Origin of the sequence: Rhodococcus sp. Chr-9 (assembly GCF_000801125.1) — a bacterium.
Classification (GTDB): Bacteria; Actinomycetota; Actinomycetes; order Mycobacteriales; family Mycobacteriaceae; genus Rhodococcus; species Rhodococcus pyridinivorans.
Genome location: NZ_JTIZ01000038.1, coordinates 1 through 25894, shown reverse-complemented (window position 1 = coordinate 25894; position 25894 = coordinate 1). Strand labels below are relative to the sequence as shown.

Annotated in this window: 26 protein-coding genes and 1 tRNA gene; 13 read left to right on the top strand and 14 right to left on the bottom strand. The window is 66.3% G+C overall.

Going from position 1 to position 25894, the window contains the following annotated elements; all coding sequences use genetic code 11:
* The first annotated feature begins 95 nt into the window (after positions 1-95).
* Positions 96-842, top strand: a complete 747-nt coding sequence (locus tag QR64_RS03895; RefSeq protein ID WP_006553189.1) for a CoA transferase subunit A — start codon at positions 96-98, stop codon at positions 840-842.
* Entirely contained in the window at positions 839-1486 is a 648-nt protein-coding gene (locus QR64_RS03890; RefSeq protein WP_019288227.1) for a CoA transferase subunit B, read from the top strand. Before QR64_RS03895 ends, QR64_RS03890 begins: the two co-directional genes overlap by 4 nt.
* Positions 1487-1541: 55 nt before the next feature.
* Here the strand turns inward: QR64_RS03890 and QR64_RS03885 are convergent, their stop codons facing one another.
* The 9 genes from QR64_RS03885 to QR64_RS03845 form a co-directional block, all read right to left on the bottom strand.
* On the bottom strand, positions 1542-2672 hold the full coding sequence (locus QR64_RS03885; protein ID WP_006553191.1) for an AI-2E family transporter: 1131 nt from the start codon (positions 2670-2672) through the stop codon (positions 1542-1544).
* 130 nt (positions 2673-2802) lie between these two features.
* Positions 2803-2879, bottom strand: a tRNA-Met gene (locus tag QR64_RS03880).
* A 148-nt stretch (positions 2880-3027) separates the two neighbouring features.
* On the bottom strand, positions 3028-3858 hold the full coding sequence (locus QR64_RS03875) for an SDR family NAD(P)-dependent oxidoreductase (protein ID WP_039584231.1): 831 nt from the start codon (positions 3856-3858) through the stop codon (positions 3028-3030).
* On the bottom strand, positions 3858-4340 hold the full coding sequence (locus QR64_RS03870) for a nuclear transport factor 2 family protein (RefSeq protein ID WP_039584229.1): 483 nt from the start codon (positions 4338-4340) through the stop codon (positions 3858-3860). The genes QR64_RS03875 and QR64_RS03870 overlap by 1 nt, the downstream gene beginning before the upstream one ends.
* Before the next feature lie 101 nt (positions 4341-4441).
* The gene (locus tag QR64_RS03865; RefSeq protein ID WP_039584228.1) at positions 4442-5062 is read right to left on the bottom strand and encodes an LON peptidase substrate-binding domain-containing protein; all 621 of its coding nucleotides are present in this window, start codon (positions 5060-5062) and stop codon (positions 4442-4444) included.
* Positions 5062-5535, bottom strand: a complete 474-nt coding sequence (locus tag QR64_RS03860) for a DUF309 domain-containing protein (protein ID WP_006553195.1) — start codon at positions 5533-5535, stop codon at positions 5062-5064. Before QR64_RS03860 ends, QR64_RS03865 begins: the two co-directional genes overlap by 1 nt.
* Before the next feature lie 37 nt (positions 5536-5572).
* On the bottom strand, positions 5573-6316 hold the full coding sequence (locus QR64_RS03855) for an ESX secretion-associated protein EspG (RefSeq protein ID WP_039584226.1): 744 nt from the start codon (positions 6314-6316) through the stop codon (positions 5573-5575).
* 204 nt (positions 6317-6520) lie between these two features.
* Positions 6521-7395, bottom strand: an 875-nt coding sequence (locus QR64_RS03850) for a PPE domain-containing protein (RefSeq protein WP_268814366.1), incomplete at its 3' end; no start/stop codon positions are given.
* Positions 7396-7666: 271 nt separating this feature from the next.
* Complete coding sequence (locus QR64_RS03845) at positions 7667-8269, bottom strand: TetR/AcrR family transcriptional regulator (protein WP_039584224.1); 603 nt, start codon at positions 8267-8269, stop codon at positions 7667-7669.
* Between the two features lie 292 nt (positions 8270-8561).
* Here QR64_RS03845 and QR64_RS03840 point away from each other — a divergent pair, with 292 nt between their 5' ends.
* From QR64_RS03840 to QR64_RS03830, 3 genes are all read left to right on the top strand, one after another.
* The gene (locus QR64_RS03840; RefSeq protein WP_024102324.1) at positions 8562-9323 is read left to right on the top strand and encodes an SDR family NAD(P)-dependent oxidoreductase; all 762 of its coding nucleotides are present in this window, start codon (positions 8562-8564) and stop codon (positions 9321-9323) included.
* Positions 9324-9355: 32 nt separating this feature from the next.
* A complete protein-coding gene (gene fabG / locus QR64_RS03835; protein ID WP_006554714.1) occupies positions 9356-10114 on the top strand; it encodes a 3-oxoacyl-ACP reductase FabG in 759 nt (252 codons plus the stop codon).
* 120 nt (positions 10115-10234) lie between these two features.
* Positions 10235-10447 (top strand): DUF4287 domain-containing protein, encoded by a 213-nt coding sequence (locus QR64_RS03830; RefSeq protein ID WP_006554713.1) that lies wholly within the window; start codon positions 10235-10237, stop codon positions 10445-10447.
* 13 nt (positions 10448-10460) lie between these two features.
* Here the strand turns inward: QR64_RS03830 and QR64_RS03825 are convergent, their stop codons facing one another.
* On the bottom strand, positions 10461-11564 hold the full coding sequence (locus tag QR64_RS03825) for a CaiB/BaiF CoA transferase family protein (RefSeq protein WP_039584222.1): 1104 nt from the start codon (positions 11562-11564) through the stop codon (positions 10461-10463).
* Positions 11561-12748, bottom strand: coding sequence for an acyl-CoA dehydrogenase family protein (locus QR64_RS03820; protein ID WP_019288237.1), 1188 nt, complete (start codon positions 12746-12748; stop codon positions 11561-11563). Before QR64_RS03820 ends, QR64_RS03825 begins: the two co-directional genes overlap by 4 nt.
* A 145-nt stretch (positions 12749-12893) precedes the next feature.
* Here QR64_RS03820 and QR64_RS03815 point away from each other — a divergent pair, with 145 nt between their 5' ends.
* Positions 12894-13901, top strand: a complete 1008-nt coding sequence (locus QR64_RS03815) for a LacI family DNA-binding transcriptional regulator (RefSeq protein WP_024102320.1) — start codon at positions 12894-12896, stop codon at positions 13899-13901.
* A 6-nt stretch (positions 13902-13907) separates the two neighbouring features.
* Here the strand turns inward: QR64_RS03815 and QR64_RS03810 are convergent, their stop codons facing one another.
* Complete coding sequence (locus tag QR64_RS03810; protein WP_039584217.1) at positions 13908-15233, bottom strand: serine/threonine-protein kinase; 1326 nt, start codon at positions 15231-15233, stop codon at positions 13908-13910.
* A 158-nt stretch (positions 15234-15391) separates the two neighbouring features.
* Here QR64_RS03810 and QR64_RS03805 point away from each other — a divergent pair, with 158 nt between their 5' ends.
* The 3 genes from QR64_RS03805 (at position 15392) to eutC (ending at position 18552) form a co-directional block, all read left to right on the top strand.
* Positions 15392-16258: an SGNH/GDSL hydrolase family protein gene (locus tag QR64_RS03805; protein WP_039584216.1), complete on the top strand. Its 867-nt coding sequence runs from the start codon at positions 15392-15394 to the stop codon at positions 16256-16258.
* A gap of 120 nt (positions 16259-16378) precedes the next feature.
* Positions 16379-17791, top strand: coding sequence for an ethanolamine ammonia-lyase subunit EutB (locus QR64_RS03800; protein ID WP_039584214.1), 1413 nt, complete (start codon positions 16379-16381; stop codon positions 17789-17791).
* The gene (gene eutC, locus QR64_RS03795) at positions 17788-18552 is read left to right on the top strand and encodes an ethanolamine ammonia-lyase subunit EutC (protein ID WP_039584211.1); all 765 of its coding nucleotides are present in this window, start codon (positions 17788-17790) and stop codon (positions 18550-18552) included. The genes QR64_RS03800 and eutC overlap by 4 nt, the downstream gene beginning before the upstream one ends.
* A 205-nt stretch (positions 18553-18757) precedes the next feature.
* Here eutC and QR64_RS03790 read toward each other — a convergent pair whose 3' ends face one another.
* Positions 18758-19216, bottom strand: a complete 459-nt coding sequence (locus QR64_RS03790; RefSeq protein ID WP_039584209.1) for a hypothetical protein — start codon at positions 19214-19216, stop codon at positions 18758-18760.
* Between the two features lie 37 nt (positions 19217-19253).
* Positions 19254-20102 carry an RNase H family protein gene (locus QR64_RS25125; protein ID WP_052227192.1) on the bottom strand — a complete coding sequence of 283 codons (849 nt, stop codon included), beginning with the start codon at positions 20100-20102 and terminating at the stop codon, positions 19254-19256.
* A gap of 176 nt (positions 20103-20278) precedes the next feature.
* On the opposite strand from QR64_RS25125, the gene QR64_RS03780 reads away from it, so the two are divergent.
* The 4 genes from QR64_RS03780 (at position 20279) to QR64_RS27520 (ending at position 25626) form a co-directional block, all read left to right on the top strand.
* Positions 20279-22348 carry a helix-turn-helix transcriptional regulator gene (locus QR64_RS03780; RefSeq protein WP_039584207.1) on the top strand — a complete coding sequence of 690 codons (2070 nt, stop codon included), beginning with the start codon at positions 20279-20281 and terminating at the stop codon, positions 22346-22348.
* 2 nt (positions 22349-22350) lie between these two features.
* A complete protein-coding gene (locus QR64_RS03775) occupies positions 22351-23961 on the top strand; it encodes a type I restriction-modification system subunit M (protein WP_039584205.1) in 1611 nt (536 codons plus the stop codon).
* Positions 23958-25175: a restriction endonuclease subunit S gene (locus QR64_RS25495; RefSeq protein WP_084222280.1), complete on the top strand. Its 1218-nt coding sequence runs from the start codon at positions 23958-23960 to the stop codon at positions 25173-25175. Before QR64_RS03775 ends, QR64_RS25495 begins: the two co-directional genes overlap by 4 nt.
* Before the next feature lie 238 nt (positions 25176-25413).
* A complete protein-coding gene (locus QR64_RS27520; RefSeq protein WP_039584203.1) occupies positions 25414-25626 on the top strand; it encodes a hypothetical protein in 213 nt (70 codons plus the stop codon).
* Positions 25627-25894 lie beyond the last annotated feature (268 nt).

Genomic DNA, 25894 nt, shown 5'->3' with positions numbered 1-25894 from the left:
TGCGGCCGTTCTGCGTGCGCAACGATCCTACGCGGATTTGTTCGCATTGCGGACGGGAGTTCACATGACGTACACCTGAGGGTATCGTGGCACACATGGACAAAGTCGTTGCCTCCGCCGCCGAGGCCGTAGCCGACATCCCCGACGGCGTCACGATCGCTGTCGGAGGGTTCGGTCTGGTCGGCATCCCCGAGATCCTCATCAACGCGTTGCTCGATCAAGGCGCCACCGACCTCGAGACCGTCAGCAACAACTGCGGTACCGACGGCTTCGGGCTCGGCCTGCTGCTCGAGAAGGGCCGCATCCGCCGCACCATCTCGTCGTACGTCGGCTCCAACAAGGAGTTCGCGCGCCAGTACCTCGCCGGTGAACTCGAAGTCGAACTCACTCCGCAGGGCACGCTCGCCGAGCGCCTGCGCGCCGGTGGTGCGGGCATCCCCGCCTTCTTCACCCCGGCAGGTGTCGGCACGGCCGTCGAGGAAGGCGGACTCCCGCTGCGCTACGACGGTCACGGCGGCATCGCCCTCGCGTCGCAGCCGAAAGAGACCCGGGAGTTCGACGGCGAAACCTACGTGCTCGAACGCGGCATCGTCGCCGATTACGCGCTCGTGCACGCCTGGAAGGGCGACCGCCACGGCAACCTCGTCTACCGAGCAAGCGCCCGCAACTTCAACCCGCCGGCCGCCGCCTCGGGTCGCATCACGATCGCGCAGGTCGAGCACCTCGTCGAACCCGGCGAACTCGACCCCAACGAAATCCACACGCCCGGCATCCACGTGCAGCGTGTCGTACACGTCGGCCCCGTCGAGGTCGGCATCGAGAACCGGACGGTGCGCTCATGACACAGGCAACGAAGAAGGGGCTGACCCGCGAGGAAATGGCGGCACGCGTCGCCAAGGAACTCGAGGACGGCCAATACGTCAACCTCGGAATCGGCATGCCCACCCTCGTGCCGAACTACCTCGAATCCGGCGTCGAGGTCATCCTGCACTCGGAGAACGGTGTGCTCGGCGTCGGCCCGTACCCGACCGAGGACGAACTCGACCCCGAGCTCATCAACGCCGGCAAGGAGACGATCACCGCGATCCCCGGCGCGTCGTACTTCGACTCGGCGCAGTCGTTCGGCATGATCCGCGGCGGCCAGATCGACGTCGCCGTCCTCGGCGCGATGCAGGTCTCCGCCAAGGGCGACATCGCCAACTGGATGGTGCCCGGTGCGATGGTCAAGGGCATGGGCGGTGCGATGGACCTCGTCCACGGCGCCAAGCGCGTCATCGTGATGATGGATCACGTCACCAAGAAGGGCGACCCGAAGATCCTCGAGGAGTGCGTCCTGCCGCTCACCGGTCGTGGATGCGTGCAGCGCATCATCACCGACCTCGCGGTCATCGACGTTACCGACGAGGGACTGAAGCTCGTCGAGACGGCACCCGGCGTGACCACCGAGGACGTCGTCGCTGCGACGGCGGCGAAGCTGATCGTCTGATCGGACGACGACGGGGCCGGGCGCGAGAAGATCTCACGCCCGGCCCTCTCGTCTCTCAGTCGTAGTCGTCGTTGTCTGCCGTGAGCTCCGGGGCGTCGGGTTCCGGTTCCTCTCCACCCACCTCCGGGATCAGTTCGTAGCGGTGCCCGAACGACTCGGCCAGCGCCTGCAGGATCGCCACCACCGGCACGGACACCAGAGCCCCCACCGGGCCGAACAGGGTGGCGCCGACGATCACCGAACCGAACGCCACCGCCGGGTGGATCGACACCGTGCGGGCCGTGATGCGCGGGTGCAGCACATAGTTCTCGATCTGCTGGTAGACCGTGCCGAAGGCAATCACCCACACGCCGTCGAGCGGTTGCTGCACCGCGGCGATGAGCGCGGGGAGCCCGATCGCGAGATAGGTGCCGAGGGTGGGGATGAACTGCGAGACCACCCCGGTCCAGATCGCGAGGGGCAGCCAGTACGGAACCCCGATGATGAGGAAGAAGATTCCGGTGAAGATCGACGCCGCGGCGGCGAGGATCAACCGGGAGACGACATAGCCGCCGGCCTTCTCCACCGAGGTCTCCCACACGTTCGCGATCAGCTGCTGCTGCCGGGCCGGGAACCAGCTCGCGATCGTCCGGCGCATCTTCGGCCCCTCGGCCGACATGTAGAAGACGAACAGCAGCATCGTCAGGATCTGGAACAGGGCACCGACCAGAGTGCTGAGGACGCCGAGGACACCGGGCGTGAACCGTTGCGCTAGATCGCGAACCGTATCGGGCGTGATCTTGAACAGTTCGTCCCCGGTCTTGAAGTTGGTGTCGAAGGTGCGGTTCGCCCAATCGGTGATGCGTGTGAGCGCATCCGGAAGTGTGGTGAGCAACTGGGCGATCTGGTCGAACAGGAGCGTGCCGAACACCGCGAAGAACCCGATGGTGAGTGCGATCAGGGAGAACAGCACGAGGCCGGTGCCGGCACCGCGACGCATCCCGAACCGTTCGAGGCGGTCGACGATCGGTTCGATGGTGATGCTGAACAACCACGCCAGGAACAGCAGGCCGAGGAAACCCTTCAGATTGTGGAAGAGCCAGCCCGACATCTGATAGAAGGCGACGGCCAGCAGAACACCGACGATCGTGGGCCGGAGCCAGCGGGGAGTTCGTGGTCGATCGGCGACGATTGCGCGCTTGGCCATCACACCCTCCCGCTCTGCAGAGACTCTGCCGCGAAATCTACTCGGTGAGCGCGGCCGGGGGAGCCGTACCGAGGCCGAGGAGCATTCACAAAAGAACCGGCCCGGACTCGTGTGAGTCCGGGCCGGTCGGTGGTAGCGGGGACAGGATTCGAACCTGCGACCTCTGGGTTATGAGCCCAGCGAGCTACCGAGCTGCTCCACCCCGCGTTGCATGTCCAACCATACACGACTTCCGAGGGTGCTCCGACCACCCCTCGTCCGGGCCGCCGAATCGAGGGGGAGGTTGTGTGCGACTTCCGCGGTTCCGACGCACACAACCTCCCCTGGCTTCGCCTCCCGACAGCCGCGGTCGTCGTCAGAACAACGGCCCGCCCCCGAAGATGTCCCGGTGTGAATCGGGTTGGTTGCCTTCGGCGTCCACGATGCCGTAGTCGAGTGCGGTTTCGGCGGTGATGAGGGTGCGACCGCTGCGCGCGTTCACCTCGGGATCGGCCGCGAGCGCGACGATCACCCGTCCGATGAACTCCGGTGTCTCGGCGTTGGCCAGCGAGAAGCCCTCGAAGTTGTCGATGCCGCGGGCGAGCATGGCCTCGTTCTTCACCAGCCCCGGCCACAGCGACAGGGTGGTCACCCCGGTGCCGCGGAGTTCGACGGCCATATCGGCGGCCATCTTGTCCAGGCCCGCCTTCGACATGCCGTACAGCACCGAATGCAGGTAGCCGCGGGTGCCGAACGACGAGATGTTGACGATCATCCCGCTGTTGCGCGGCACCATCAGCTGCGCGGCTTCGACGGAGGCGACGTAGTGCGCGCGGAGACCGACGCCGATCAAGCTGTCCCAGTCGCTGATCGGGCGCTTCCAGAACGGTTCCGAGAATCCCGCGAATCCCGGCGGTGACGCCCACACGTTGTTGACGAGCAGGTCGAGCCGGGAATCCTGCTCGTCGGCGATCCGGCGGAAGAGTTCGTGGATCTGCGCGTCGTCGCGGTGGTCGCACTGCACGGCGATGCCGTGCCCCCCGCATTCGGTGACCTCCGCCGCGGTGCGGTCGAGTGGTCCGTCGACACCGACCCGGCCGCGGGCGGTGACATAGACGGTCCAGCCGTCGGAGCCGAGCGCGCACGCGATGCCCTTGCCGACGCTGCGACTCGCGCCGGTGACCAGCGCGACCTTTGTTTCTGTCATCACTGCACCACTTCCACGTCGTCGATGAGAGCCCGCTGGATCGACCACAGCACCTTCACGTGGCAGCGGGAGATCTTCCATTCGCCGTTCTCGACCACGTAGTCGTCGTCGTAGTCGAGCGCGGTGACCCGTTCGGTGCGCGCACGCAGATCCACCTGCCGAAATCGCAGCGTCCAGGCGCCGGTCGCGGTGTCGGACCCGGTCAGGTGGATGCTCGGATGCATGCCGTGATGCATGTCGAGCACGACGTAGCGGTCGTCGACCCGTTCCAGAGCGATCCGGGAGTAGATGTCGACCAGGGCGTCGGCATCGTCGAAGCTGCCCAGCGCCGGTCCGTAGTAGATGTCGGCGCCGTGCGCGACGAAGCACCTGCGCATCGCCTCCGGGTCCTTGGCGTCGCACGCCCGGAAGTAGCGATGCTTGAGCATCCGGATCTCTTCGAGGGCTTCGAGTCGGGCCAACCGTTGTTCGACGGTGTCCATCGGGTGCCTTCCGGTCGGGGACGAACGGTGTCCCGGACCCTAGCCCGCTACCGCGAGACCGGCGGTGAGATGTTCCCACTCACCGGGTGGGCGCACGCGTCTCAGCCCTTCAGCTTCCATTCCGCGAGATCGACTGCGGTAGAGATCGCTTCGAGCAGCACGGCCATACGTTCGGCCGGACCCGGTGCGGCGAGAACCGCGTACCGGTCCGCTTCGCCCATCGGTACGTACCGGGCGAGCGCGAACAGTCGCGCCCCGGGATCCTCCGGTAGTTCGGTGGTGGCGGGAGGCAACGGAGCACGGCCACCCGTGAGGCGGTCGAGCGCCCCGTACAACCGGCCCATCGGTCCGGTGATCGCGGCGAAATCCACCGGCCCCGAATCGGTGTCGGGCCAGGGCTCCACCTCGGCGATGGGGTAGGGATCGTCGGGCAACCATCGGGTGACGCGAATGCGTTCCTCCGCAATGCATTCGAGTTCGCGGCGGCCTGCACCGACCTCGGCGTCGACCATGATCCGCGCGACGGTGCCGACGTCGTGTCGCTGCTCGCCTCCGCCCACTTCGTGTCCCCGGGCGATGAGGACGACTCCGAAGCGGGGGCCGTCCGGCGATGCCGTGCAGTCCTGGACGAGTTGCTGGTATCTCGGCTCGAAGATGCGCAACGGCAGGTCGGACCCGGGAAGCAGTGCGGTGCCGAGCGGGAACATGGGCAGTGTCGGCATCAGGGCATCCTCAGGCGCGGGGTCGGGGGAGCGGGGATCGGTTCGTCGCGAGCGATCTCGGTGAGCAGATGATCGGCCCAACTCGCCAGGCCGTCGATGTCGAGCCGGTACGGCGGTTCGTCCTCGTAGTGCCGCACCCGTGCCTGTCCCTGCTTCAACAGTGACTCCGCGCCGGTGGGGTTGCCCCGGAGCAGGTGGGTCAGCCCCACGGCGAGCTGGGCGAGGCCCTGCCACAGGGGACGTTCCTCGGGTGGCGCCTTCTTCCACATCGCCTCGAAGACCTCGTGGGCATGGAACGGAAAACCGTGGTCGAGGAGACGCTGACCTTCGGCGATGGTCTCCTCGACATCCAGATCGAGGTCTTCGGGAACACGTTCGACGCCTTCTTCGCCCGGCGGCAACGGACGCCCCAGGGCGTCGCGCGGACGCGCGTTCTGCGGCCTGCCGTCGGGTGTGCGGTCCCGGTCCGTCATGTCGCCAGCCTAGACGAACGGCCGCTTCGGGAAGGGATCACTGGCGTCGCAGAACGCCGCTCCGACCCTCGTGCGAGGGCCTGCGCATCCGGGACAGTTGCGCCGACAGTTCCCGGACGAAAGCGTCGACGGTGCCCGGTGCGACGCGGAGGTCGGGACCGGGGACGAAGAGATACCGGCCGTCGCCCACGACGTCGAACCAGCCGATGTCGGCGACGGGCGTGTACCCCGGATTCGAGTACCGCAGGACGCGGATACTGCCGGTGGCCGTGCGCTCGCGACGCAGCAACCGGCGCAACGACTCTGCGTGCGTACCACCCGCAGGGCGCCGGACCGCGCCGAACTCGGAGGGCTCGAGCACGTCGCGGCTCGAGGCGGTGCGTGCGTGTTCGCGGCCCGCTGCCACGACCGGAAGGTGCCCGAGGATCGCACCCGCGAGGTCGGTGGTCGTGGTGATGCGGATGTCGCCTGCGGCAGGCGCCTGACGGGCGAGGACGGCCTGCTCGCCGGTCGCGGCGGCACGGACGAAGACCTCGTAGGCCGGGTCGGTGGAGCGGCCGTAGACCTCCACCGCGACCTCCCCGATCAGCAGGATCCGCATCGCGTCGTCGAGGGCAGGGTCGGGTGTCTCGTGCAGCCACGTGCGGGCGGCCTGGAGGTTCGCGGCGTGCTCGTCCTCCCATATCGCTGAGGTGCGATAACGCAGTGGGAAGGGGAACTCGTCGCCGCCCGCGGCGGTCCACGCCGCCAGGAATCGGTCGGGTGTGAGATGCCGGTCCATAGCGTTCAGGCCCCCAGAACCGGCGGGGCGGTGTCGGGCAGCGACCCGATCAGTTCGTTCCCGTTCTCACCGGTGACGAGATAACCGGCCGCGCGTTTGTCCTGCTCGTCGCCGCGGGACGAGGCCGGCGGGATCATTCCCGGCATCATGCCGAACGGACGGGCGCCGGCACCCCGCGCTGCGGCGGCACCGGGCCCACCGGCNCCCGCCGCGGGCGATGCGCCCGCAGAGCCGACCCCCCCGGCGCCCGGTAGGCCACCGCCGACACCTCCGCCCGACCCGGAGGGTGGCGAACCGTACGACTGACCGGTCGGGCTCGCGGAGTTGCCGCCCGCGGCCGGGGAGGTGGATGCAGGAGTGGTCGCTGCGGACTCGTTCGAACCCACGCCACCTGCCGAATCGGTACCTTCCGCCCGGCCGTCCGTGCCTTCACCGGACGACGGTGCGTCCGTACGGTTCTCCGCTTCCGTGGCGGGCTGCCCACCCGGACGTTCTCCGTCCCCGCCCGGGATTCCCGTCGGGTCGCCGGCGGTCCGGGCGCCGCCGACACCTGGTGTGCTGTAACCCTGGGGAACGAATGCTTCCGTGGCGCGACTCGTCGTGGCGGCATACGGGGAGGGCAGGACCGGAACCGCCGTGCCGGAATCGCGGTAGTACGGCTTGTAGAGGGCTTCCATCACCCGCACGGCCTGGGCGCGAACGGCTTCCTCCTGGCGGGCGGCAGCAGCACCTGCGACGGGATCGAGCGCGTACAGCACCGACGACGTAATCACCGTGGGTGGAGGCACGGACGCTCGCACCCGTTCGCCGACGTCGGCGGCAATACGGAGTTTCTCGGACGTCGCGCGTGCGGCATCGGACAACTGTTGTGCGGATTCGCCGAATCGCACCGTCGCGCCCATCGCGGCGTCGGCCGCCGGACCCTCCCAGTGTTGGCCGATGAGCTTGCGGATCATCAGCGTTCCCCACGCGACGGTGAGGCTGAAACCCTTTCCGAGTTCGGCCCATTCGGTGGCCAGGGTGGTCATCGCGACGGGATTGATGCTCTGGGCGAGCCGGTGGATGTCGGCATGCTCCATGCCGTGGAAGTTCTCGAATGCTGCGATGTATTCGGGATCGACTCCCGCGTCGATACGCGCGGCCAGCGCGTCGTAATTGGACTGCCGGCGGGCGACAGAGTCGGGGGCTGGGGCGTCGACCCCGAGCGACACCAGTAGTCGGTCGACGACGTTGTCATTCGTGGACATGGACGACAGCTCCCCCTCGATGCTCTCGCGTCTCGAGGAGTCGACGGCGGCGCGATATCCCCCTGCCCACGTAGATCCCCCCGATCCGATGGTGGCGACGATGCTAACGCACGGCACCGACCAGACGCAGGGCAAGATCGGCATACAGGTCGCTGATCGTCGCGGCGTCGTCGTAGCGGCCCGAGGGATACCAACGGCACACGTCGACGCAGAGCGACATCAGGGCGAGAGTGACACCTTCGGCATCCGGGAGGGTGAACTCGCCCGAGACGTGGCCGTCGTCCACGACACCCCGCACGACCTGCGTGGTCTGCCGTCGTAGTCCGACGATCGTGCGGTAGTGCTCGCGGTCGAGCGCGGCCAGCTCGTACTGGATGACCCGGCTCCATCGGTGGTTCTCCGCCTGCCAGGCGGCGAAGCGGCCGATGACGGAGGCGAGCCGAACGGACGGCTCGGCATCGGGGCGGTCAGCGTTCTCGACGACCTGCAGGGCGAGGGCGTGTCCCTCGTAGGCGATGGCGAAGAGTAGCTCCTCCTTGGACGCGTAGTGCGGATACATCGCGGCGGGACTCATGCCGAGTCGCGCCGCGATCCGGCGCGTCGTGGTGCCGCCGTAGCCGTGCTCCGCGAACTCGTCTATCGCGGCCGTGCGGATGCGAGCCGCGGCCTTGGATCCGCCGACGACGTCGTCCCATGCATCACTCACGAGAGCGCTTCCGTTCTATCCGGTTGGTGTTGACAAGCCCGCTACGGCATCGCACGATAAGCGAGCGCTTAGAAATAAGCCAGTGCTTATCGACTTGGTAACGGTGGGTGCGACGCGGGGTCCTCTCCGCGCTGCAACGCCCGCGGCAACATAGGATCCGCCGAAGAGAAGAATAGGAACTGGCTCTGAAAGGCAGTGCTGTCCAATCAAATTGGATACAGGCTGTTTGGTGGATGAGAAGGCGGTCGGCTATACAGTTCCTGTAGGCCCCGTCACAGCGAGGAGATGACGTATGTCCGTGCTCGACCGCTTCCGTCTCGACGGCCGCGTTGCCATCGTCACCGGTGCCTCTTCGGGCCTCGGTGTCGCATTCACCCGAGGGCTGGCCGAGGCAGGGGCCGACGTCGTGCTCGCCGCACGCCGCCTCGACCGTCTCGAGGAGACCGCCGCGCTGGTCCGGGAGGCCGGACGGCAGGCCGTCACGGTCGAGACCGACATCGCCGATCCCGAACAGGCGCAGCGCATGGTCGATCATGCGGTCGAGCAACTCGGCCGGGTGGACATCCTCATCAACAATGCCGGTATCGGCACCGCCGTGCCCGCCACCAAGGAGACCCCCGAGCAGTTCCGGCAGGTCATCGACATCAACCTGAACGGATCCTATTGGGCGGCACAGGCCGTCGGCCGTGTGATGCAGCCCGGTAGCTCGATCGTCAACATCTCGTCGGTTCTCGGTCTCACCACGGCAGGCCTGCCGCAGGCCGCGTACTCGGCCAGCAAGGCGGGCGTCATCGGCCTCACGCGCGACCTCGCGCAGCAGTGGGGAGCACGCAAGGGAATCCGCGTCAACGCCATCGCACCCGGCTTCTTCCGGACGGAGATGACGGACGAATACCAGCCCGGATACCTCGACTCGATGAAGCAGCGAATCATCCTCGGCCGGACCGGCGATTCCGAGGAGATCGCGGCCACCGCAGTCTGGCTGGCATCCGACGCCGCCGCCTACGTCACCGGTCAGACCATCGCCGTGGACGGCGGACTCACCATCACCTGACGGCACCACCCATCCCCCAACGGAGGAACGCTATGAGCACACAGCCCCGCACTGCCATCGTCACCGGAGCCGCACGCGGCATCGGCGCAGCCGTAGCGAAGCGGCTCGCCGGCGACGGCTACCGGGTCGCCGTCCTCGACCTCGACGAATCCGCCTGCAAGGACACCGTTTCGGCTATCGAGTCCGCCGGTGGCAAGGCACTCGCCGTGGGCGCCGACGTCTCCGACGAGAAGTCCGTCGCCGCTGCCGTCGAGAAGGTCGCCACCGAACTCGGCGAACCCACCGTCCTGATCAACAACGCCGGCATCACGCGCGACAACCTGCTGTTCAAGATGACGGTCGAGGACTGGGACGCCGTCATGAACGTGCACCTGCGTGGCGCCTTCCTCATGACGCGTGCCGTCCAGAGCTACATGGTCGACGCCAAGTTCGGTCGCATCGTCAACCTCTCGAGCACCTCGGCCCTCGGCAACCGCGGCCAGGTCAACTACTCCGCTGCCAAGGCCGGCATGCAGGGCTTCACGAAGACCCTCGCGATCGAGCTGGGCAAGTTCGGTGTCACCGCCAACGCCATCGCGCCGGGCTTCATCGCCACCGAGATGACCGCCGCGACCGCCGAGCGTCTCGGCCTGTCGTTCGACGACTTCAAGTCGAACATCGCGGCCGACATCCCGGTCGGCCGTATCGGCGAGGTCGACGACATCGCCCACACCGCATCGTTCCTCGCGTCCGAGGGCGCGGGCTTCGTGTCCGGTCAGGTCATCTACGTGGCCGGTGGCCCGAAGGCCTGATCCCCTTCCATACATCCGTGCCGCCGCGTTCCATCCGGGACTGCGGCGCCGCGGTCTTTTCTGTTGCGGATCGAACGGAACGGCCCGACCGTGTCGGTCGCCTCGGTTAACCTCTCCGGCATGAGCGAGAAGGTCAAGGGGCCCCAGTCGTACTTTCCGTCGATCGAGCAGAAGTACGGACGCCCGATCGAGGAGTGGAAGAACATGATCCGCGCCTCGGATCTCGCCGAGCACATGGAGCTCGTGAACTGGCTGAAGCAGGAACACGGGATGGGCCACGGGCACGCGAATGCTCTCGTCGCCCACACTCTGAAGGAACAGAAGTCCGAGTGACGAGAGCGTCCGACTACGCCAGCCGCGGGGGTGCGGTGCGGTAGGTCGCAGGGGTGGCGCTGAGCCGGATCGGGTTGGCGATCTGACGAAGCGGAGCGTCCCGGTCGGGATCGTCGATCGACACCACCGGCGACAGACCGAGTCGTTCGGCGAGCGCGACCGCGTCGGCGATGTCGTTGAGCGGTCCGCATGGCACCCGGGCTGCGGTCAGAGCGTCGAACCACGCGTCGGCGGTGTCCGTCGACAGCAATTCGTCGAGGATCTTCGTCAGCTCCTCCCGGTTCGCGACGCGGGCGGTGTTCGTGGTGAACCGCTCGTCGGTGGCGAGTTCGGGTGCGCCGAGAACCGCGACCAGGGAAGCGAATTGACGGTCGTTGCCCACGGCGAGGACGAACGGCCGGTCTGCCGTGTGGAACACCTCGTAGGGCGCGATGCTCGGATGGCGATTGCCCATCGCCTTCGGCACCACTCCTGCCGCGACGTAGCCGGACGATTGGTTCGCCAGCGCCGACAACAGGGACGACAGCAGGTTCACCTCGACACGCTGGCCCTCGCCGGTGCGGTCGCGGTGCCGTAGCGCGGCGAGAATGCCGAGCGCAGCGTGCATTCCGGTGATGATGTCGACCACGGCGACACCGACCTTGGTGGGTGTCGCATGGTCGGGCCCGGTGATGCTCATCAGACCGCCGACGGCTTGGATGAGCAGGTCGTAACCGGGCAGGTCGTTGTGCCCGCCGAAGCCGGTGATCGAGGTGTAGACGATGCCGGGGTCGAGTTCCCGGACCTGCTCGTATCCGAGCCCGAGCCGAGTCATCGTGCCGGGCAGGAAGTTCTCGACGACGACATCGGCGCGGGCGACGAGATCGCGTGCCTGCTCGAGTCCTTCGTCGGTGGTCAGGTCGATGGCCACCGATTTCTTGTTGCGGTTGACGCCGAGGAAATAGGTCGACTCGTCGCCGGCCCAGGGTGGTCCCCAGTGCCGGGTGTCGTCCCCGAAGCCGGGTCGTTCGATCTTGACGACCTCTGCCCCGAGGTCGGCGAGCAGCATGGTGGCGTAGGGGCCGGCGAGCACGCGACCGAAGTCGGCGATCACCAGCCCTTCCAACGCTCCGCTCACCGGAAGGCTGCCTCACCGGTCAGAGCCTTGCCGATGGTCAGCTGATGGACCTCGGAGGTGCCCTCGTAGGTCAGCACCGATTCGAGGTTGTTGGCGTGACGAATGACGGGGTACTCGAGCGTGATTCCGTTGGCGCCGAGGATGGTCCGGCACTCGCGGGCGATGGCGATGGCCTCACGCACGTTGTTGAGCTTGCCGAGGCTGACCTGCTCCGGGGCGATCTCGCCGCGGTCCTTGATGCGACCGAGGTGGTAGGCGAGCAGGTGGCCCTTGCCGACCTCGAGCGCCATGTCGGCGATCTTGGCCTGGGTGAGCTGGTAGCCGGCGAGCGGCTTGTCGAACACTTCGCGGGACTGCGAGTACTCGACGGCGGTCTCGAGGCAGTCGCGGGCGGCACCGATGGCACCGAAGACGATGCCGAAGCGGGCCTCGCCGAGGGAGGTCAGCGGTCCGCGCAGACCCTCGGCCTTCGGCATCATCGCCGAGGAGGGCAGACGCACGCCGTCGAGGATGAGCTCCGATGTGACCGAGGCGCGCAGCGACATCTTGGAGTGGATCTCCGGTGCGGAGAAACCGGGGGTGTCGGTGGGGACGACGAAGCCGCGGATGCCCTTGGCGCCTTCTTCGAGGTCGGTCTGCGCCCAGACGACGGCGACGTCGGCGATCGAGCCGTTGGTGATCCACATCTTGGTGCCGTTGAGGATCCAGTCGTCGCCGTCGCGCTTTGCGTTGGTGCGCATCCCGGCGGGGTTGGAACCGAAGTCGGGCTCGGTCAGGCCGAAGCAACCGATGGCCTCACCGGCGGCCATGCGGGGGAGCCATTCCTGCTTCTGCTCCTCGCTGCCCCAGTGGTGGATGGAGAACATCGCCAGCGAGCCCTGCACGGACACGAGGCTGCGGATGCCGGAGTCGACGGCCTCGAGTTCGAGGCAGGCCAGGCCGTAGGCGGTGGCGCTCATGCCGGCGCAGCCGTAGCCGTCGAGGTGCATGCCGAGCACACCGAGCTGTCCGAGTTCCTTGGCGAGCTCGCGTGCCGGGAGCTTGGCTTCCTCGAACCACTGGGCCACGTGCGGGCGGATGCGCTCGTTGCCGAACTTGCGGACGGTGTCGCGGATGTCGATCTCCTCCTGCTCGAGCAGGGAGTCGAGGGCGAACAGCTGGGTGAGCGACTGAGCGTTGGACATGGCTTTCTCCGGTGGTCGAGGAAACGTTTGTCAGAACGATTGTGAGAACGTTTGCGCGATCGATTGCATGGCCTACGCTAAAGACACGTTCCGGGCACGTCAACCCCGGAACACGAACTCGATGCCGTACGAGCAGGAGAGCCGAATGCCCCGTCCCGACCGCGCCCCGACGCTCAAGGAGATCGCCGAGCGCGCCGGTGTCCACGTCTCGACGGCATCCCGTGTGCTGCGCCAGCCCGAACCGGTCGACGGCTGGTCGGACTCGGCACTACGGGTGCGGGAGGTCGCGGCCGAACTGGGATATCGCCCCAACCTGTGGGCGGCGAGCTTGCGGACCCGCAAGACCACGACCCTCGGTGTCGTCATGCCCCGACTCACCGACGGCGTGGTCGCCACGACCTACCAGGGCATCGAGGAAGCCGCCACGAAAGCGGGCTACTCGGTACTGCTGTCGAGCCCACCCGACGACCTCGAGGCACAACGTCGCGCCATCGCGCTGCTCGTGGGCCGGCAGGTCGACGGTCTGCTGCTGAGCAGCATGCACCTCCCGGGTGGTCCGTTCGTCGAGTCGCTGGTACTCGGATCGCTGCCCATCCTCGCGGTCACCCGGCACGCCGATGCGGGGTTGCCGTTCGTGGTGGGCGACGACTACCGGGGTGGAGCACTGGCCGCCCGGCACCTTCTCGACCGCGGCTACGACGACCTGGCGATCATCGCCGGCCCCGACCACGCCAGCACCGCCCGCGACCGCCGCGACGGCTTCGTCGACACTCTGAAGGAAGCGTCGGCGCCACTGCCGCCCGAGCGGATCATGCGGTCGAGCTTCGACGTCGCCGGGGGTGTGGAGGCCGCGCGTGCGCTGCTGGACCGCCCCGACCGTCCCCGCGCGATCTTCGCGGTCAGCGACACCATCGCCATCGGCATCCTCGGTGTCGCCCGCGACCTCGGTCTGTCCATCCCGGACGATCTCGCCGTGGTCGGCTACAACGACATCCCCGTCGTGGCGCAGCTGCCGGTTCCGCTCACCACCGTGCGATCGCCCGCGCACGATATCGGGGTGACGGCCATCGAGCGGCTCCTCGAACTCGTGCGAAATGGAGAAACGGAATCGACGCGACTTCCCGTCGAACTCGTGGTGCGCGCCTCGAGCTGAGCGATCTCACCCGTTACCGCGGCCACTGTTCCCGTTGCCGGTGTTCCCGTTCCCATTGCCGTTGTTGCCGTTGCGGTTCCCGTTGTTTCCCTGCGAGTTTCCGTTACCGTTGTTGTTGCCGGGTCCGCTGTTTCCGCGGGACTCGGGTTCGGACCTCGTGGGCCCGGCATCCGCAGGCGGTGCGACGGGAGCGGTCTCCGGAGCGGGCACGACGGGCGGAACCACGGCGGTCTCGTCCGCTGTGCGCGCCGGGGCGACCGTGGATTCGGGGGTCGCAGGAAGCTCGGTGGTTGCCGGTACCCGCTCGGGCGTCGATGCGGACATGCCCGGCGTCCGCGTCTCCGGTGTGGCCGCCGGCGGGGAATCGCCCCGCCCGAATCCGAGTGCGAGACCGCCCACGGCGAGCGCCCCGACCAGCGTCAGACCCGCTGCGACGAGAACTCCACGGGAACGGTCCGTGCCTGCAGTGGTCGTCGGTCCGCCGATCTCACTCGCCGGAAGGAAGGCTGTCGCAGCGCGGTTTCCGTCGGAATTCTGCAATGCCGCGAGCATCTCGTGCGCACTGCGGAACCGGCCGGAAGGCTCTCGTGCCATGGCCCGTTCGATCACTGCGACGAACCCCGGATGGGCGTCCGGGCGGAGATCGGCGAGTGGCTGCGGCCGGTCGTGCGTGATGGCCCGTGCCAGCGCGAGGATGTTGTCCTCGGCGAACGGCCTCCGCCCGCACAGGGACTCGTAGCCGACGATCCCGACCGCGTACAGATCGTCCGTCACGGACGCGGGGTGTCCGGTGATGCGGTCCGGGCTCAGATAGGCGACGGTCCCCACGAGTTCACCGGTGCGGGTGAGGTCGTCGCCGACGCTCTTCGCGATACCGAAGTCGGCGACCTTGATCTCGCCGTTCTCCGCGACAAGCACGTTCGCCGGTTTGATGTCCCGGTGGAGTATCCCCGCACCGTGCGCCGCGACGAGTGCCTCGAGAATTCCGGTGAGCACCGTGCGCACCCGATCGTCGGGTAGGGGTCCGCGGGCGATGTCGTCGGCGAGGGTCCGCCCGGGAAGCCGTTCCATAACGATGTAGGGACGTCCGTCGTGTTCACCCGTGTCGTACACGGCGACGATGCGAGGGTGGTTCAGGGCCGCGGCGGCCCGCGCCTCGACTTCGAAACGACGTCGTACGTCCGGTCTGCTGCCCACCTCCCGTCCGAGCAGTTTGACGGCGACGGGCCGGTGGAGGCGGGTGTCCCAACCGTCGTGGATCTCGCCGCTGCCGCCCACGCCGAGCAGACCGCTCAGCTCGTAGCGGCCGTCGAGAACTTTGTGGACGGTCACAGGTCGACGGTAGCCGTTCGAAGGGGGGAGTAAACAAAATGCGCTGGTGGGAGGACGGGCATCCGGGCTTCATCCGTTATCTTCACCCGGTGCTCGTAACGCGTTTGTAATTCGTGCCGATCTCATGCCCGGGAGAACCACGCTGCCGGAGGGTCTGGATGAAGACGATTGTGCGAGCCGGGATCGTCGCCGGCATGGCAGCTGCATCGATGGTGTGGCCGGTGTCCGCGATGAGTGACCCGGGTAGCGAGCAGGGCATCCGATACGTCGCGCTCGGTGACTCGCGTGCCGCCGGACCCTACCTCGACGCAGCGGCGATGCTCAGCGGATGTGCCCGCGCGGATGCGGGATATCCGAACCTCGTCGCGGGTTCGCTTCAGACCGTCAGCTTCGTCAACGTCGCGTGTTCGGGTGCACGCACCGAGCACATCACGTCCGTCCCGCAGCAGACGTCGACCGGATCGGTCCCGCCGCAGATCGATTCGCTCCCTCCGGACACGAATCTCGTCACGCTGAGCATCGGCGGCAACGATGTCGGCTGGGCGGGGCTCGTCTCGGCCTGTTACACCGAGCTTCCGGGCGGCGATGCGCACTGCCGCACCGATTCGGGCACCACGTCGCGCATGGATGCCGCCCTGAGTGCACTCGGACCGAAGCTCACCGCGACACTCACCGCCGTCCAGCAACGCGCACCACGCGCACGGGTTTTGCTGGTCGGGCACGGCGGTGTTTTCGGCAACCGGGGTTGCTGGCCCAACATCCCCACCAGCGATGCCGACGCCTCCTTCGTGACGAACTTCTTCGTGCGGATGAACCGAGTACTCGCCCGCTCCGCCGGCGAGGCCGGTGCCGAGTTCGTCGACGTCATGGCCGGATCCGAAGGACACGACGCGTGTGCGCCCTCCGAGCAGCGCTTCTACGAGGGACGGCAGTCGCTGTCGCTGGCGAAGGCACTGCACCCCACCGCTGCGGGGATGCGGCACATGGCGCAGCGGGTGACGAACGTCTGGTACCAGCGAGGCTAGGAACCGACGACCAGCGACGTTTCGTTCGCGACACTCGCCGGACACGACAGCGAAAAAGTGGAATGCTGCACTCCACTGCGTGCTCACATCCGTCGAACCGGTCCTGCGCGGGAGGCCTCGATGACGATCTACCGACAACAGCTCGGCGGAGCCGGTTACGTCTTCGACGGCCTCGTCGACCTGCTCGGGAAAGCATCCCCGCGCCGCTCGGGCGATGAACTCGCCGGATGCGCCGCCACCTCGGACGCCGAACGCGCCGCGGCACAGCTGGCCCTCGCCGACCTCCCGCTGACCACCTTCCTCACCGAGGCAGTCGTCCCGTACGAGACCGACGAGGTCACCAGGCTGATCGTCGACACCCACGACGCGACGGCCTTCGCGCCGGTCTCGCACATGACCGTCGGGGAACTGCGCGACCACCTCCTGGAGGTCGCGGCCCGACCGGACTCCGCCGACGTGCTCGCGGCACTCGCGCCGGGACTCACCCCGGAGACGGTCGCGGCGACCAGCAAGATCATGCGCAATCAAGACCTCATCGCGGTCTCCCGCGCTGCGACGGTGACCAGCGCGTTCCGCACGACCATCGGATTGCCCGGGCGGCTCGCGACGCGCCTGCAACCGAACCATCCCGTCGACGACCCGCGTGGGGTCGCCGCGTCCGTCCTCGACGGCCTGCTGATGGGATGCGGCGACGCGGTCGTCGGCATCAATCCGGCGAGCGACTCGCCGCACGCCGTGTCCGACCTGCTGCACCTGCTCGACGAGATCCGGCAGCGATTCGAGATCCCCACCCAGTCGTGCGTGCTCACCCACGTCACCACCACGATCGATCTGATCGAGAAGGACGCACCCGTCGACCTGGTGTTCCAGTCCGTTGCCGGCACCGAGGGCGCCAACCGCAGCTTCGGGGTGGACCTCGCAGTGCTGCGGGAGGGCAACGAGGCCGGCAGGTCGCTGCGACGGGGGACCGTCGGCAACAACGTCATGTACTTCGAGACCGGGCAGGGTTCGGCGTTGTCGTCGGGAACCCATTTCGGAACCGGTGGCAGGCCGGTGGATCAGCAGACCCTCGAAGCACGCGCGTATGCCGTTGCCCGCGAATTCGATCCGCTGCTCGTCAACACGGTTGTCGGGTTCATCGGCCCCGAATACCTCTACGACGGCAAGCAGATCATCCGTGCGGGCCTCGAAGACCAGTTCTGCGGGAAACTTCTCGGCCTGCCGATGGGCGTGGACGTTTGCTACACCAACCACGCCGAAGCCGATCAGGACGACATGGACACCCTGCTCACTCTGCTGGCCGTTGCCGGAACAGCATTCGTCATCACAGTGCCCGGAGCCGACGACGTGATGCTCGGCTATCAATCGCTGTCGTTCCACGACGCGCTGTACGTGCGGGAGGCCGCCGACCTGCGGCCGGCACCGGAGTTCGAGGACTGGCTACGCAGGCAGGGGATGGCGGACGATATCGGTCGCATCCTGCCGGTGGACGTCGGCGCCTCCCCTCTGCGCGCACTCGGAGGTGCCTTGTGAGCGACCTGTGGGACGAATTGCGCCGGAACACCCAGGCACGGATCGGCCTGGGACGCACCGGGAACAGCATCCCGACGCGCCGTCATCTGGAATTCGTGGCGGCCCATGCCGAGGCGCGCGACGCCGTGCACGTCCCGCTCGATGTGCATTCCTTGGCTCAGCGGGTTCGTGATCTCGGGCTCGGTGAGCAGTTGATCGTGGAAAGCGCAGCAGGAGATCGCAGTACGTATCTGCGTCGCCCCGACCTCGGCCGGCAGCTCGCCGAGGGGACCACGCTGCCGCGCATGGAGGCCGATCTCGGTATCGCGCTGTGCGACGGGTTGTCGTCCACCGCTCTCGACGCCCACGGACCCGATCTGCTCGCGGCGATCGTCGCTGCCCTGCCCGGGTTGACCGTGGCGTCACCGGTGATCGCGACGCAGGCCCGCGTCGCGCTGGGCGACCGTATCGGTGAGCGGCTCGGCGTCACGACGATGCTCGTGATCATCGGCGAACGGCCCGGCCTGTCGGTGGCCGACAGTGTCGGCGTGTACCTGACACACCACCCGACGCCGGGACGCAGTGACGCCGAACGCAACTGCGTGTCGAATATCCACCCGCCCGGCGGGATGACCTACGAGCACGCGGCGCGCGTCGTCGCGGCCCTCGTGAACGGCGCGCGACAGTTGGGGGCGTCGGGGGTCGCATTGAAGGACACCTCGCGGGATCCCGCACTCACCGACGCCGACAGCGGAGCGCGAAACGGTCAGCAGAGCGCGTAATAGCGCGCACCTATGACCACTTCGCGCTCTGCTGCCCTCGGTCGAGGGCGGAGGATTGCGCCGTTGTGTGCAGATTGCCAGGGTACATCTCACTCGTCCCACTGCCTATGTTGCTGTGCCCGAGCAAGCTTCTCGAGAGGTAGACAACCTGAAGATGAGGCTCACAACCCTGCTGGTCGACCATCTGGGTTGTGAGCCTCACCTTTCAGTTGCGAACCTCGCTCCCGGGAGGGATGCCATCGCGATTGCGGGGTTTCTTCGCGACGGTCGTCGACGTCAGGAACAGGATTGCCGACGAGATCACCACCAACCACAATCCCCAGCCGATCTGGACGCCGATAGTCTCTCCGAAGAACTCGGCAGTGTGCGACGAGACGTCCATGATGTCGTAGATCGCGATACCCAGGGAGATCACACTCGCGGCGGGTGCGGCCCACCGAATAACGGTCCCGCCGGCCGACCCCCGGGAGAACAGTGTGAACATCGCGACGGCAGACAGTACGCCCAGGATCAAAGTGATCATCCCGTCTCCTTCGAGGCCGTTCTTGGTGAAGGCCATGAAGCTTGCCCAGGGGCCGATGCTGCCGAGCATGATGCCGACGCTTGCGGCGAGCGACGCGATCAGATGTGCGTTGTAACGCTGGTCGAAATCTCGAGTACTCATCGGTTCTCCTGTTTTAGATTCGTGGAACTTGTTCGGGTCAAGCGGTTTCGGGAAGCGGGTTCTTCAACGAAGCGACGATGTTGTTCGCGATCGTCGACGCCACCTCCGGCGAAACGTTCGCGTCGTGGCAGCGCCTCGCCGCGACCGCCAGCCGATCGGCGACCTCGTTGAGCGGGTGTCCGCTGTGCCCGCGCACCCACGAGAACTCGACGGTGCGACCCTTGATCCGTTTCCGGATGCGCTCCACGACGTCCGCGATCTCGGGACGGCCTTCGTAGGTGCCCTCGATGCAGGCGAGGGCAAGCCGGCTGTCGGTGAGGATGTGCAGCTTGGGGTGCATGAAGCGAGCGACGGCCATGTCGATCGCGAGGAGTTCGCCTTCGAGGATCGAGCGGGCGTCGCAGGCCATCCGCATGTGATGTACACCGGCGTTCGATACGCAGCCGAGTCCGGTGCCGCGACGATTGCGAGCCTTCGATGCGTCGGTCGCGACCACCAGCGGCGGACGGGCCTCGAGTTCCGCCTCGCGGCGTGCTTCGTCCGCTGCGAGCAGGGCCGCGACGTGTGCCCCGATGGTGTCGGATGCGCGAGTGAGAAGCACGCCGAACGGGCCGAAGGCCGTATCGACGAACTGTGCGGCCGGGAACGACTCGGCGACGTCCTTCAAGGTGCGACGCAACACGCCGTCGGAGATGTGGACCCGGGCGGGTGAGGTCTGCGCCTTGGCGTACAGCGCGTCGAACGCGTCGAGGCCGAGGAGCAGGCGGTCGGTCTCGGAGTCTCCGTCGCGGGTGAGCAGGAGGACGTCGTCGTCGGTCGCGATTGCGGCGCAGACCTGCGGGCCGGCATCGCTATGGGTCTGTCTGATGTGAATGGCGGCGAGCATCGGGTCCTCCTCGTTTCGGGGTCGATGTCGATCATGAAATCGGCTGCCCATGCAGTCGATGATCTGGTTGATAATGGGGGTTATCGAATCCGCACGAGGTGGTGTCCGCCGCCTGTCGTAGATTTCGACACGAACTCGAACGGCACCGGAGCAGGAAGGGAAGGAGACACACGCCCATGAGTGACGAGCCCACCCTGCTCCTGTCGAAAAGCGACATCGCAGCACTAGCTGGGGTGAAACGGCCGGTCGTGACGATGTGGGCCAAGCGCTACCACAACAGCGACCGCCCCTTCCCACAGCCGGCTCGCGTCGAAGCACGCCAAGAGAGGTTCGCCGCCGACGAGGTGGTGGCCTGGCTCCGCGACCGGGGGCTCGGCAACAACGACACCCTGGCCGAAGACGTCGCCGTCCACGCCGCGCTCGAACATCCCACCGGGGCCGATCCCGACATCGCCTTCGCCGGTCTCACCGCGTTGCTGTGCCTGAAGGCGCAGATCGGCATGTCGCTGGTGGACCTGGACGACGAGGAGATTCTCGACGAGGCCGACGACCTGGACCCCGACGACGTCTATCTGTATCGAGAGCTGTCGGACCTCGGGAAGCATCTCTCGACATATGCGCGTCATGCCGATCGCATGGCCGATGCCGCGTACACCCCGGAGCACGCGTTCGAGGCGCTCATCGCGCAGCGCTTCCGTGTGCCGATCGCCGACTGGGCCGACTCCGCTCTCGCCGAGAGTGCGCTGACGCTGTGCACGCGGGTCGCGACGGCCCTGGTGTACAGCGACCGTGTGGCGTTCGTCGACCCTTCCGTCGACGGCAGCGACCTGCTGGTGGCGGTGCGCCGGGAGTTGTCCGAGGATTCGGAGCCGATCGCGATCACCGGCCGGGCCGACACCGTGTCGGCGCGACTGGCGCGGCGACGACTCGCGATCCATCGTTGGCGTCGCCACCCCAGCCCCGAGGGGGGCTTCGGCGCCGACTTCTCGCTGGATCGACCGGCGTTGTTTCTCACCCAATATCCGTCGCCGTCCACACTCGGGTATTCACATGTCGACGTGCTGACGGAGATCGACAACATCACCGTGCAGATGGGACCCGAACACACAGCGGTGGTGATCGCCCCGGCGAGTGTGCTGGTCGATGCGATCCGTGACCGCGAGGCACTGTCGATCCGGTCCGGAATCGTGCGTTCGGACCGGCTGCGTGCAGCGATCCGGTTGCCTGAGGGGCTGCTCGTGACGAGGCCGGGCATGCCCATGGCGATGTGGGTGCTGGGGCCTCCCGACGAGCGGACCGCGCCGGGGGATCGCTGGACGGTGCTCGCCGATGTGAGTCACCGCAGTCTCGATCACAGGACCGTCGAGGGCATCGTCTCCGATGTCGTTGCAGCGATGGGCGATTGGAATTCTGTCCGCGCGCACGCCTTCAACTTCGGAGAGGTGCGTCGAACATCCGGTCTGCTCGCGGCCGACCGGCACGGTCTCGTCGTTTCGCGCGACGACCGTCCCGCCGCCGGTGGCGCAGACGTCGCCAGTCGCGTGATGACCCTCGTCGACGCGGTGAACGAACATTCCCGGCGAGTCGTAGACGGCCTGCAGGTGACGGTGGCCTACGACGGTACGGAAGCGCTTTCGATGCCGACGGCCGGCGAACTCGTCGCGCGGCAGAAACTGGCGCTGATCTCCGGCAACCGCATCGAGCCCGCAGACATCCACTCCGTCGGCGACGTGCGTGTCATCGGAGCACCGGAACTGCTGGGGGAGAAGCGCCTGGGAGAGCGTGGAATCGATCGTCTGGTGCACGCCGCGAAGTATCCGAACAGCCGTTACACCGAACCCGGCGACATCGTCTTCTGCACCGCGCCCGGTTTCGGCGTCATGGTGGACACCGTGGGGGCCTCGCTCGTCCTGGCGCCGGCCCGCATCTTCCGCATCCGACCCGGCGAAACCGACGGCTTGGTGCCGGAAGTGATCGCACGGCACTTGCGGCAGCGGGTAGCGACCGCGAAGCCCACGGGCGCGGTGCGCAGCGGGAGACGCTGGCGGGACTGGACGATCCCGATGCTCACCGACGAACAGGTCGACGATGTGGTCGCACTCCTCGAAGACCTCGATGCGCGACGACGCGAGGCGAGGGGCCTGATCGACAGCTTGAACGACTTGACCGACACAATGATCGACGGCGTGACTCGCGGAGTCCTGTCAGTCACGGCACACAACGGGTCCAACCCGGAGGAAGGTTGAAGATGCCACCGAGGAAGCGGGCGGCGGTCACAGCACCGACGACCATGAAAGAACTGAAGGACACCCTGTGGAAGGCCGCCGACAAACTGCGCGGCTCCATGGATGCGTCCCAGTACAAGGACGTCATCCTCGGGTTGGTGTTCCTCAAGTACGTGTCGGACGCGTTCGACGAGCGTCGTCAGCAACTCGAAGCCGAGCTGCGCGCGGACGGGCTCGACGACGAGGATGTGGCGTCGCTGATCGACGACCGCGACGAATACACGGGCTCGACGGTGTTCTGGGTTCCTGGCGAGGCGCGGTGGGAGTACCTGGCGCAGAACGCGAAGGGCGTGCAGGAAACAACCGAAACCGAGGGATTGACCGCCGGCGAGCTGATCAACCGCGCCATGATCGCGTTGATGGCGGAGAACGAGGGTCTCAAGGGCACACTCCCGGCGATCTTCAACAGCGACAGCGTCGACCAGCGGCGTCTCGGCGAGCTGCTCGATCTGCTCAACGACACCCGCTTCACCGGTGAGGGAGCTCGCAAAGCGCGCGACCTGCTGGGGGAGGTGTACGAGTACTTCCTCGAAAAGTTCGCTCGGGCAGAAGGCAAGCGCGGCGGCGAATTCTACACGCCCGCAGGTGTTGTGCGCGTTCTGGTCGAGGTGCTCGAGCCGTACAGCGGCCGTGTGTACGACCCGGCGTGCGGGTCGGGTGGCATGTTCGTGCAGGCCGAGAAGTTCATCGAGCACCACGGCGGCAACCCGACGGATATTTCGGTCTACGGCCAGGAACTCAACGAGCGCACCTGGCGCATGGCGAAGATGAATCTGGCGATTCATGGCATTACCGCGAATCTCGCCGAGCGTTGGGGCGACACGTTCGCGCAGGATCTGCATCCAGACCTGTTGGCCGACTATGTGATGGCGAATCCTCCGTTCAACATCAAGGATTGGTCGCGTCGCGAGGGCGACAAGCGGTGGAAGTTCGGCGTTCCGCCGGCCGGCAATGCGAACTACGCGTGGATTCAGCACATCATCTCGAAGCTCGCGGAGCGGGGTTCGGCCGGTGTGGTGATGGCGAACGGTTCGATGTCGTCGAACTCCGGTGGTGAGGGCGAGATCCGTGCGCGGCTCGTCGAAGCCGACCTGGTGTCGTGCATGGTCGCGCTTCCGACGCAGCTGTTCCGCAGCACAGGTATTCCGGTGTGCGTGTGGTTCTTCGCGAAGGACAAGTCTGCCGGCGTGAAGGGCTCGATCGACCGTCGCGGCGAGGTGTTGTTCATCGACGCCCGCAATCTGGGCTACATGGTGGATCGCGCAGAGCGTGCGCTGTCGGATGACGACATCGCGAAGATCGCGGACACGTTCCATGCTTGGCGCGGAACGGAATCGGCGAAGGGTGAATACGCTGACGAGGCGGGATTCTGCTACTCGGCGTCGTTGGCAGAGATCAAGGAAGCCGACTATGCGCTCACGCCTGGCAGGTATGTGGGTGCGGCGCCGTTGGAGGACGACGGCGAGCCGATCGAAGAGAAGATCGCGCGGCTGACAAACGAACTGTACGAGCAGTTCGACGAGTCGGCGCGGTTGCAGGCTGTCGTGCGTGAGCAGTTGGGGAGGGTTGAATGACTAGGGCAACTACCGGAACCGGTGGCCGTCCGGAAACGAGCGGAGTCATACCTGGCCGGTACGTATTGAGCGTCGGCATGCCTTCTATCGAACCTGCGCCAGGATTTCGATGGGTGAAGTTGTCGGATCTGGCACGTCTTGAAAGCGGACATACCCCCAGTAGAAGTAAACCTGAATACTGGGGTGGGGACGTGCCGTGGATTGGAATTCGTGATGCGACCGGTAATCATGGGCTCACGATCTCTAATACTCTCCAGTCGATTACTCAGGAAGGGATAGAAAATTCTTCGGCTCGTCTCCTTCCGGCTGGGACGGTCTGCTTGTCGCGCACGGCTTCGGTCGGATTCGTCGTGCGAATGGGCGTAGAAATGGCAACAAGCCAAGACTTCGTAAACTGGGTATGTGGACCGGAACTGTCTTCTAGGTACCTAATGTACCTACTCATGCTTGAACAGGACAGCATCCGACGGTTCTCGTATGGAACAACCCACCAAACAATGTATTATCCTGAAGCAAAAGCGCTTCACGTTTGTATCCCGACTCGATACGAGCAAGATGCCATCGCCGAGGTCCTCGGCGCCCTCGACGACAAGATCGCCGCGAACCGCAGGCTGACCTCGGGAGCCGACGCACTAGCCAATGCGCATTTCCAAAATGCTATGTCGGGGCACACAGTGGTCGGGACATTAGGAGAACTGCTTGCTCTTGAGTACGGCAAGGCGCTCCCGGCTACCAAGCGCATCCCGGGTGAGGCGCTAGTGTACGGAAGCGGCGGACCGGCCGGTACCCACAACGAGCACCTAGTGAGTGGGCCGGCCGTGATAGTGGGTCGAAAAGGGACGGTCGGTGCTACCTACTGGTCTCACGGCCCAGCATTTCCGATCGACACGACATTTCACGTTATCCCTGCTGGGAGGGTCCCCCTCGAGTTTTGCTATTACTTGCTCAGGGGGTTGGATTGGACTGAGTACAATTCGGATTCTGCTGTTCCGGGCTTGAACCGAACCCAAGCGCTAAAGCGTAAGGTTGTGGTGCCAAACGCTGAGGATATCAAAGTTTTTTCTGAGCGTGCCCGAGTATTGCTCGAACTGCAGCGATCAGCAGAATCAGAGTCCGCGATCTTGGCCGCAACACGCGACACCCTTCTCCCTCGACTGATGTCCGGCGAAATTCGCGTTCGCGACGTGGAAGATGTCGCATCGAACGTGGTCTGAAACAGCCGAAGAAATCAAAGAAGTATGTGCATTGTTCACCCTTGACGTGTGATGACACGACCGGCCGGACGAAAGGCGACATGATCTAGCGCTCCCTCCAGCGCGGCTGTGACGAACCTGCAGTTCGCGCAGGTGAGCGGCGCCGACTGCTGACGCATAACGATCGAGTTCCTGATCTCGACTCCACACACGGAAGCCCGACGTTCCGCCCGCCAGCAGGACTACCCGAACGAGTGCCATGAAGTCCGTCGCCCCCTACTTGCGCGTGGTGGCCGGCATGTTCGCCGGTGTCGTACTGTGGCTGGCGACCGTCGAGGTACTTCACGGCGAGTTCGGGCATGCCCTCTTCTCCTTACTGGTGGCCTTGGGGCTCGTCTACCTCGCAGTCGGCAAGCCTCTGCGCGAATACCGCCGACGCGTCAAAGCGGAACAGGCGCGATATCGTCCGTGACCGCGGCAAACTACGAGCCGGCCGCCGTTATGCCCACGTCCGGTGAATGGACCTCCAAGCCGCGCAAGACCTGATTCAAGCCGAAGGCATCTTCTACTCTTCTAGTGTCGACGCGACCGGTCAGAGTCGGGCGCAGGTATGGGATCGCAACTGGATGGTTGTCGACTGGTCACCCCTCGCCGGGCACATTCATCGACGAGGGTAACGCCATTCTGTCTGTGACTAACCTCGGGCATTCATGCCGATTGAGCGGAAACCCGTGTCAATC

Bases quoted from the DNA above. Each gene is read 5' to 3' on its own strand.
- QR64_RS03890 (WP_019288227.1), top strand. From the start codon at position 839: ATGACACAGGCAACGAAGAAGGGGCTGACCCGCGAGGAAATGGCGGCA.
- QR64_RS03820 (WP_019288237.1), bottom strand. From the start codon at position 12,748: ATGTCCAACGCTCAGTCGCTCACCCAGCTGTTCGCCCTCGACTCCCTG.
- QR64_RS03895 (WP_006553189.1), top strand. From the start codon at position 96: ATGGACAAAGTCGTTGCCTCCGCCGCCGAGGCCGTAGCCGACATCCCC.
- QR64_RS25495 (WP_084222280.1), top strand. From the start codon at position 23,958: ATGACTAGGGCAACTACCGGAACCGGTGGCCGTCCGGAAACGAGCGGA.
- QR64_RS03790 (WP_039584209.1), bottom strand. From the start codon at position 19,216: ATGAGTACTCGAGATTTCGACCAGCGTTACAACGCACATCTGATCGCG.
- QR64_RS03840 (WP_024102324.1), top strand. From the start codon at position 8,562: ATGTCCGTGCTCGACCGCTTCCGTCTCGACGGCCGCGTTGCCATCGTC.
- QR64_RS03875 (WP_039584231.1), bottom strand. From the start codon at position 3,858: ATGACAGAAACAAAGGTCGCGCTGGTCACCGGCGCGAGTCGCAGCGTC.
- QR64_RS03830 (WP_006554713.1), top strand. From the start codon at position 10,235: ATGAGCGAGAAGGTCAAGGGGCCCCAGTCGTACTTTCCGTCGATCGAG.
- QR64_RS03800 (WP_039584214.1), top strand. From the start codon at position 16,379: ATGACGATCTACCGACAACAGCTCGGCGGAGCCGGTTACGTCTTCGAC.
- QR64_RS03870 (WP_039584229.1), bottom strand. From the start codon at position 4,340: ATGGACACCGTCGAACAACGGTTGGCCCGACTCGAAGCCCTCGAAGAG.
- QR64_RS03805 (WP_039584216.1), top strand. From the start codon at position 15,392: ATGAAGACGATTGTGCGAGCCGGGATCGTCGCCGGCATGGCAGCTGCA.
- fabG (WP_006554714.1), top strand. From the start codon at position 9,356: ATGAGCACACAGCCCCGCACTGCCATCGTCACCGGAGCCGCACGCGGC.
- QR64_RS03780 (WP_039584207.1), top strand. From the start codon at position 20,279: ATGAGTGACGAGCCCACCCTGCTCCTGTCGAAAAGCGACATCGCAGCA.
- QR64_RS27520 (WP_039584203.1), top strand. From the start codon at position 25,414: ATGAAGTCCGTCGCCCCCTACTTGCGCGTGGTGGCCGGCATGTTCGCC.
- QR64_RS03855 (WP_039584226.1), bottom strand. From the start codon at position 6,316: ATGGACCGGCATCTCACACCCGACCGATTCCTGGCGGCGTGGACCGCC.
- QR64_RS03885 (WP_006553191.1), bottom strand. From the start codon at position 2,672: ATGGCCAAGCGCGCAATCGTCGCCGATCGACCACGAACTCCCCGCTGG.
- QR64_RS03775 (WP_039584205.1), top strand. From the start codon at position 22,351: ATGCCACCGAGGAAGCGGGCGGCGGTCACAGCACCGACGACCATGAAA.
- QR64_RS03815 (WP_024102320.1), top strand. From the start codon at position 12,894: ATGCCCCGTCCCGACCGCGCCCCGACGCTCAAGGAGATCGCCGAGCGC.
- QR64_RS03865 (WP_039584228.1), bottom strand. From the start codon at position 5,062: ATGCCGACACTGCCCATGTTCCCGCTCGGCACCGCACTGCTTCCCGGG.
- QR64_RS03860 (WP_006553195.1), bottom strand. From the start codon at position 5,535: ATGACGGACCGGGACCGCACACCCGACGGCAGGCCGCAGAACGCGCGT.
- QR64_RS25125 (WP_052227192.1), bottom strand. From the start codon at position 20,102: ATGCTCGCCGCCATTCACATCAGACAGACCCATAGCGATGCCGGCCCG.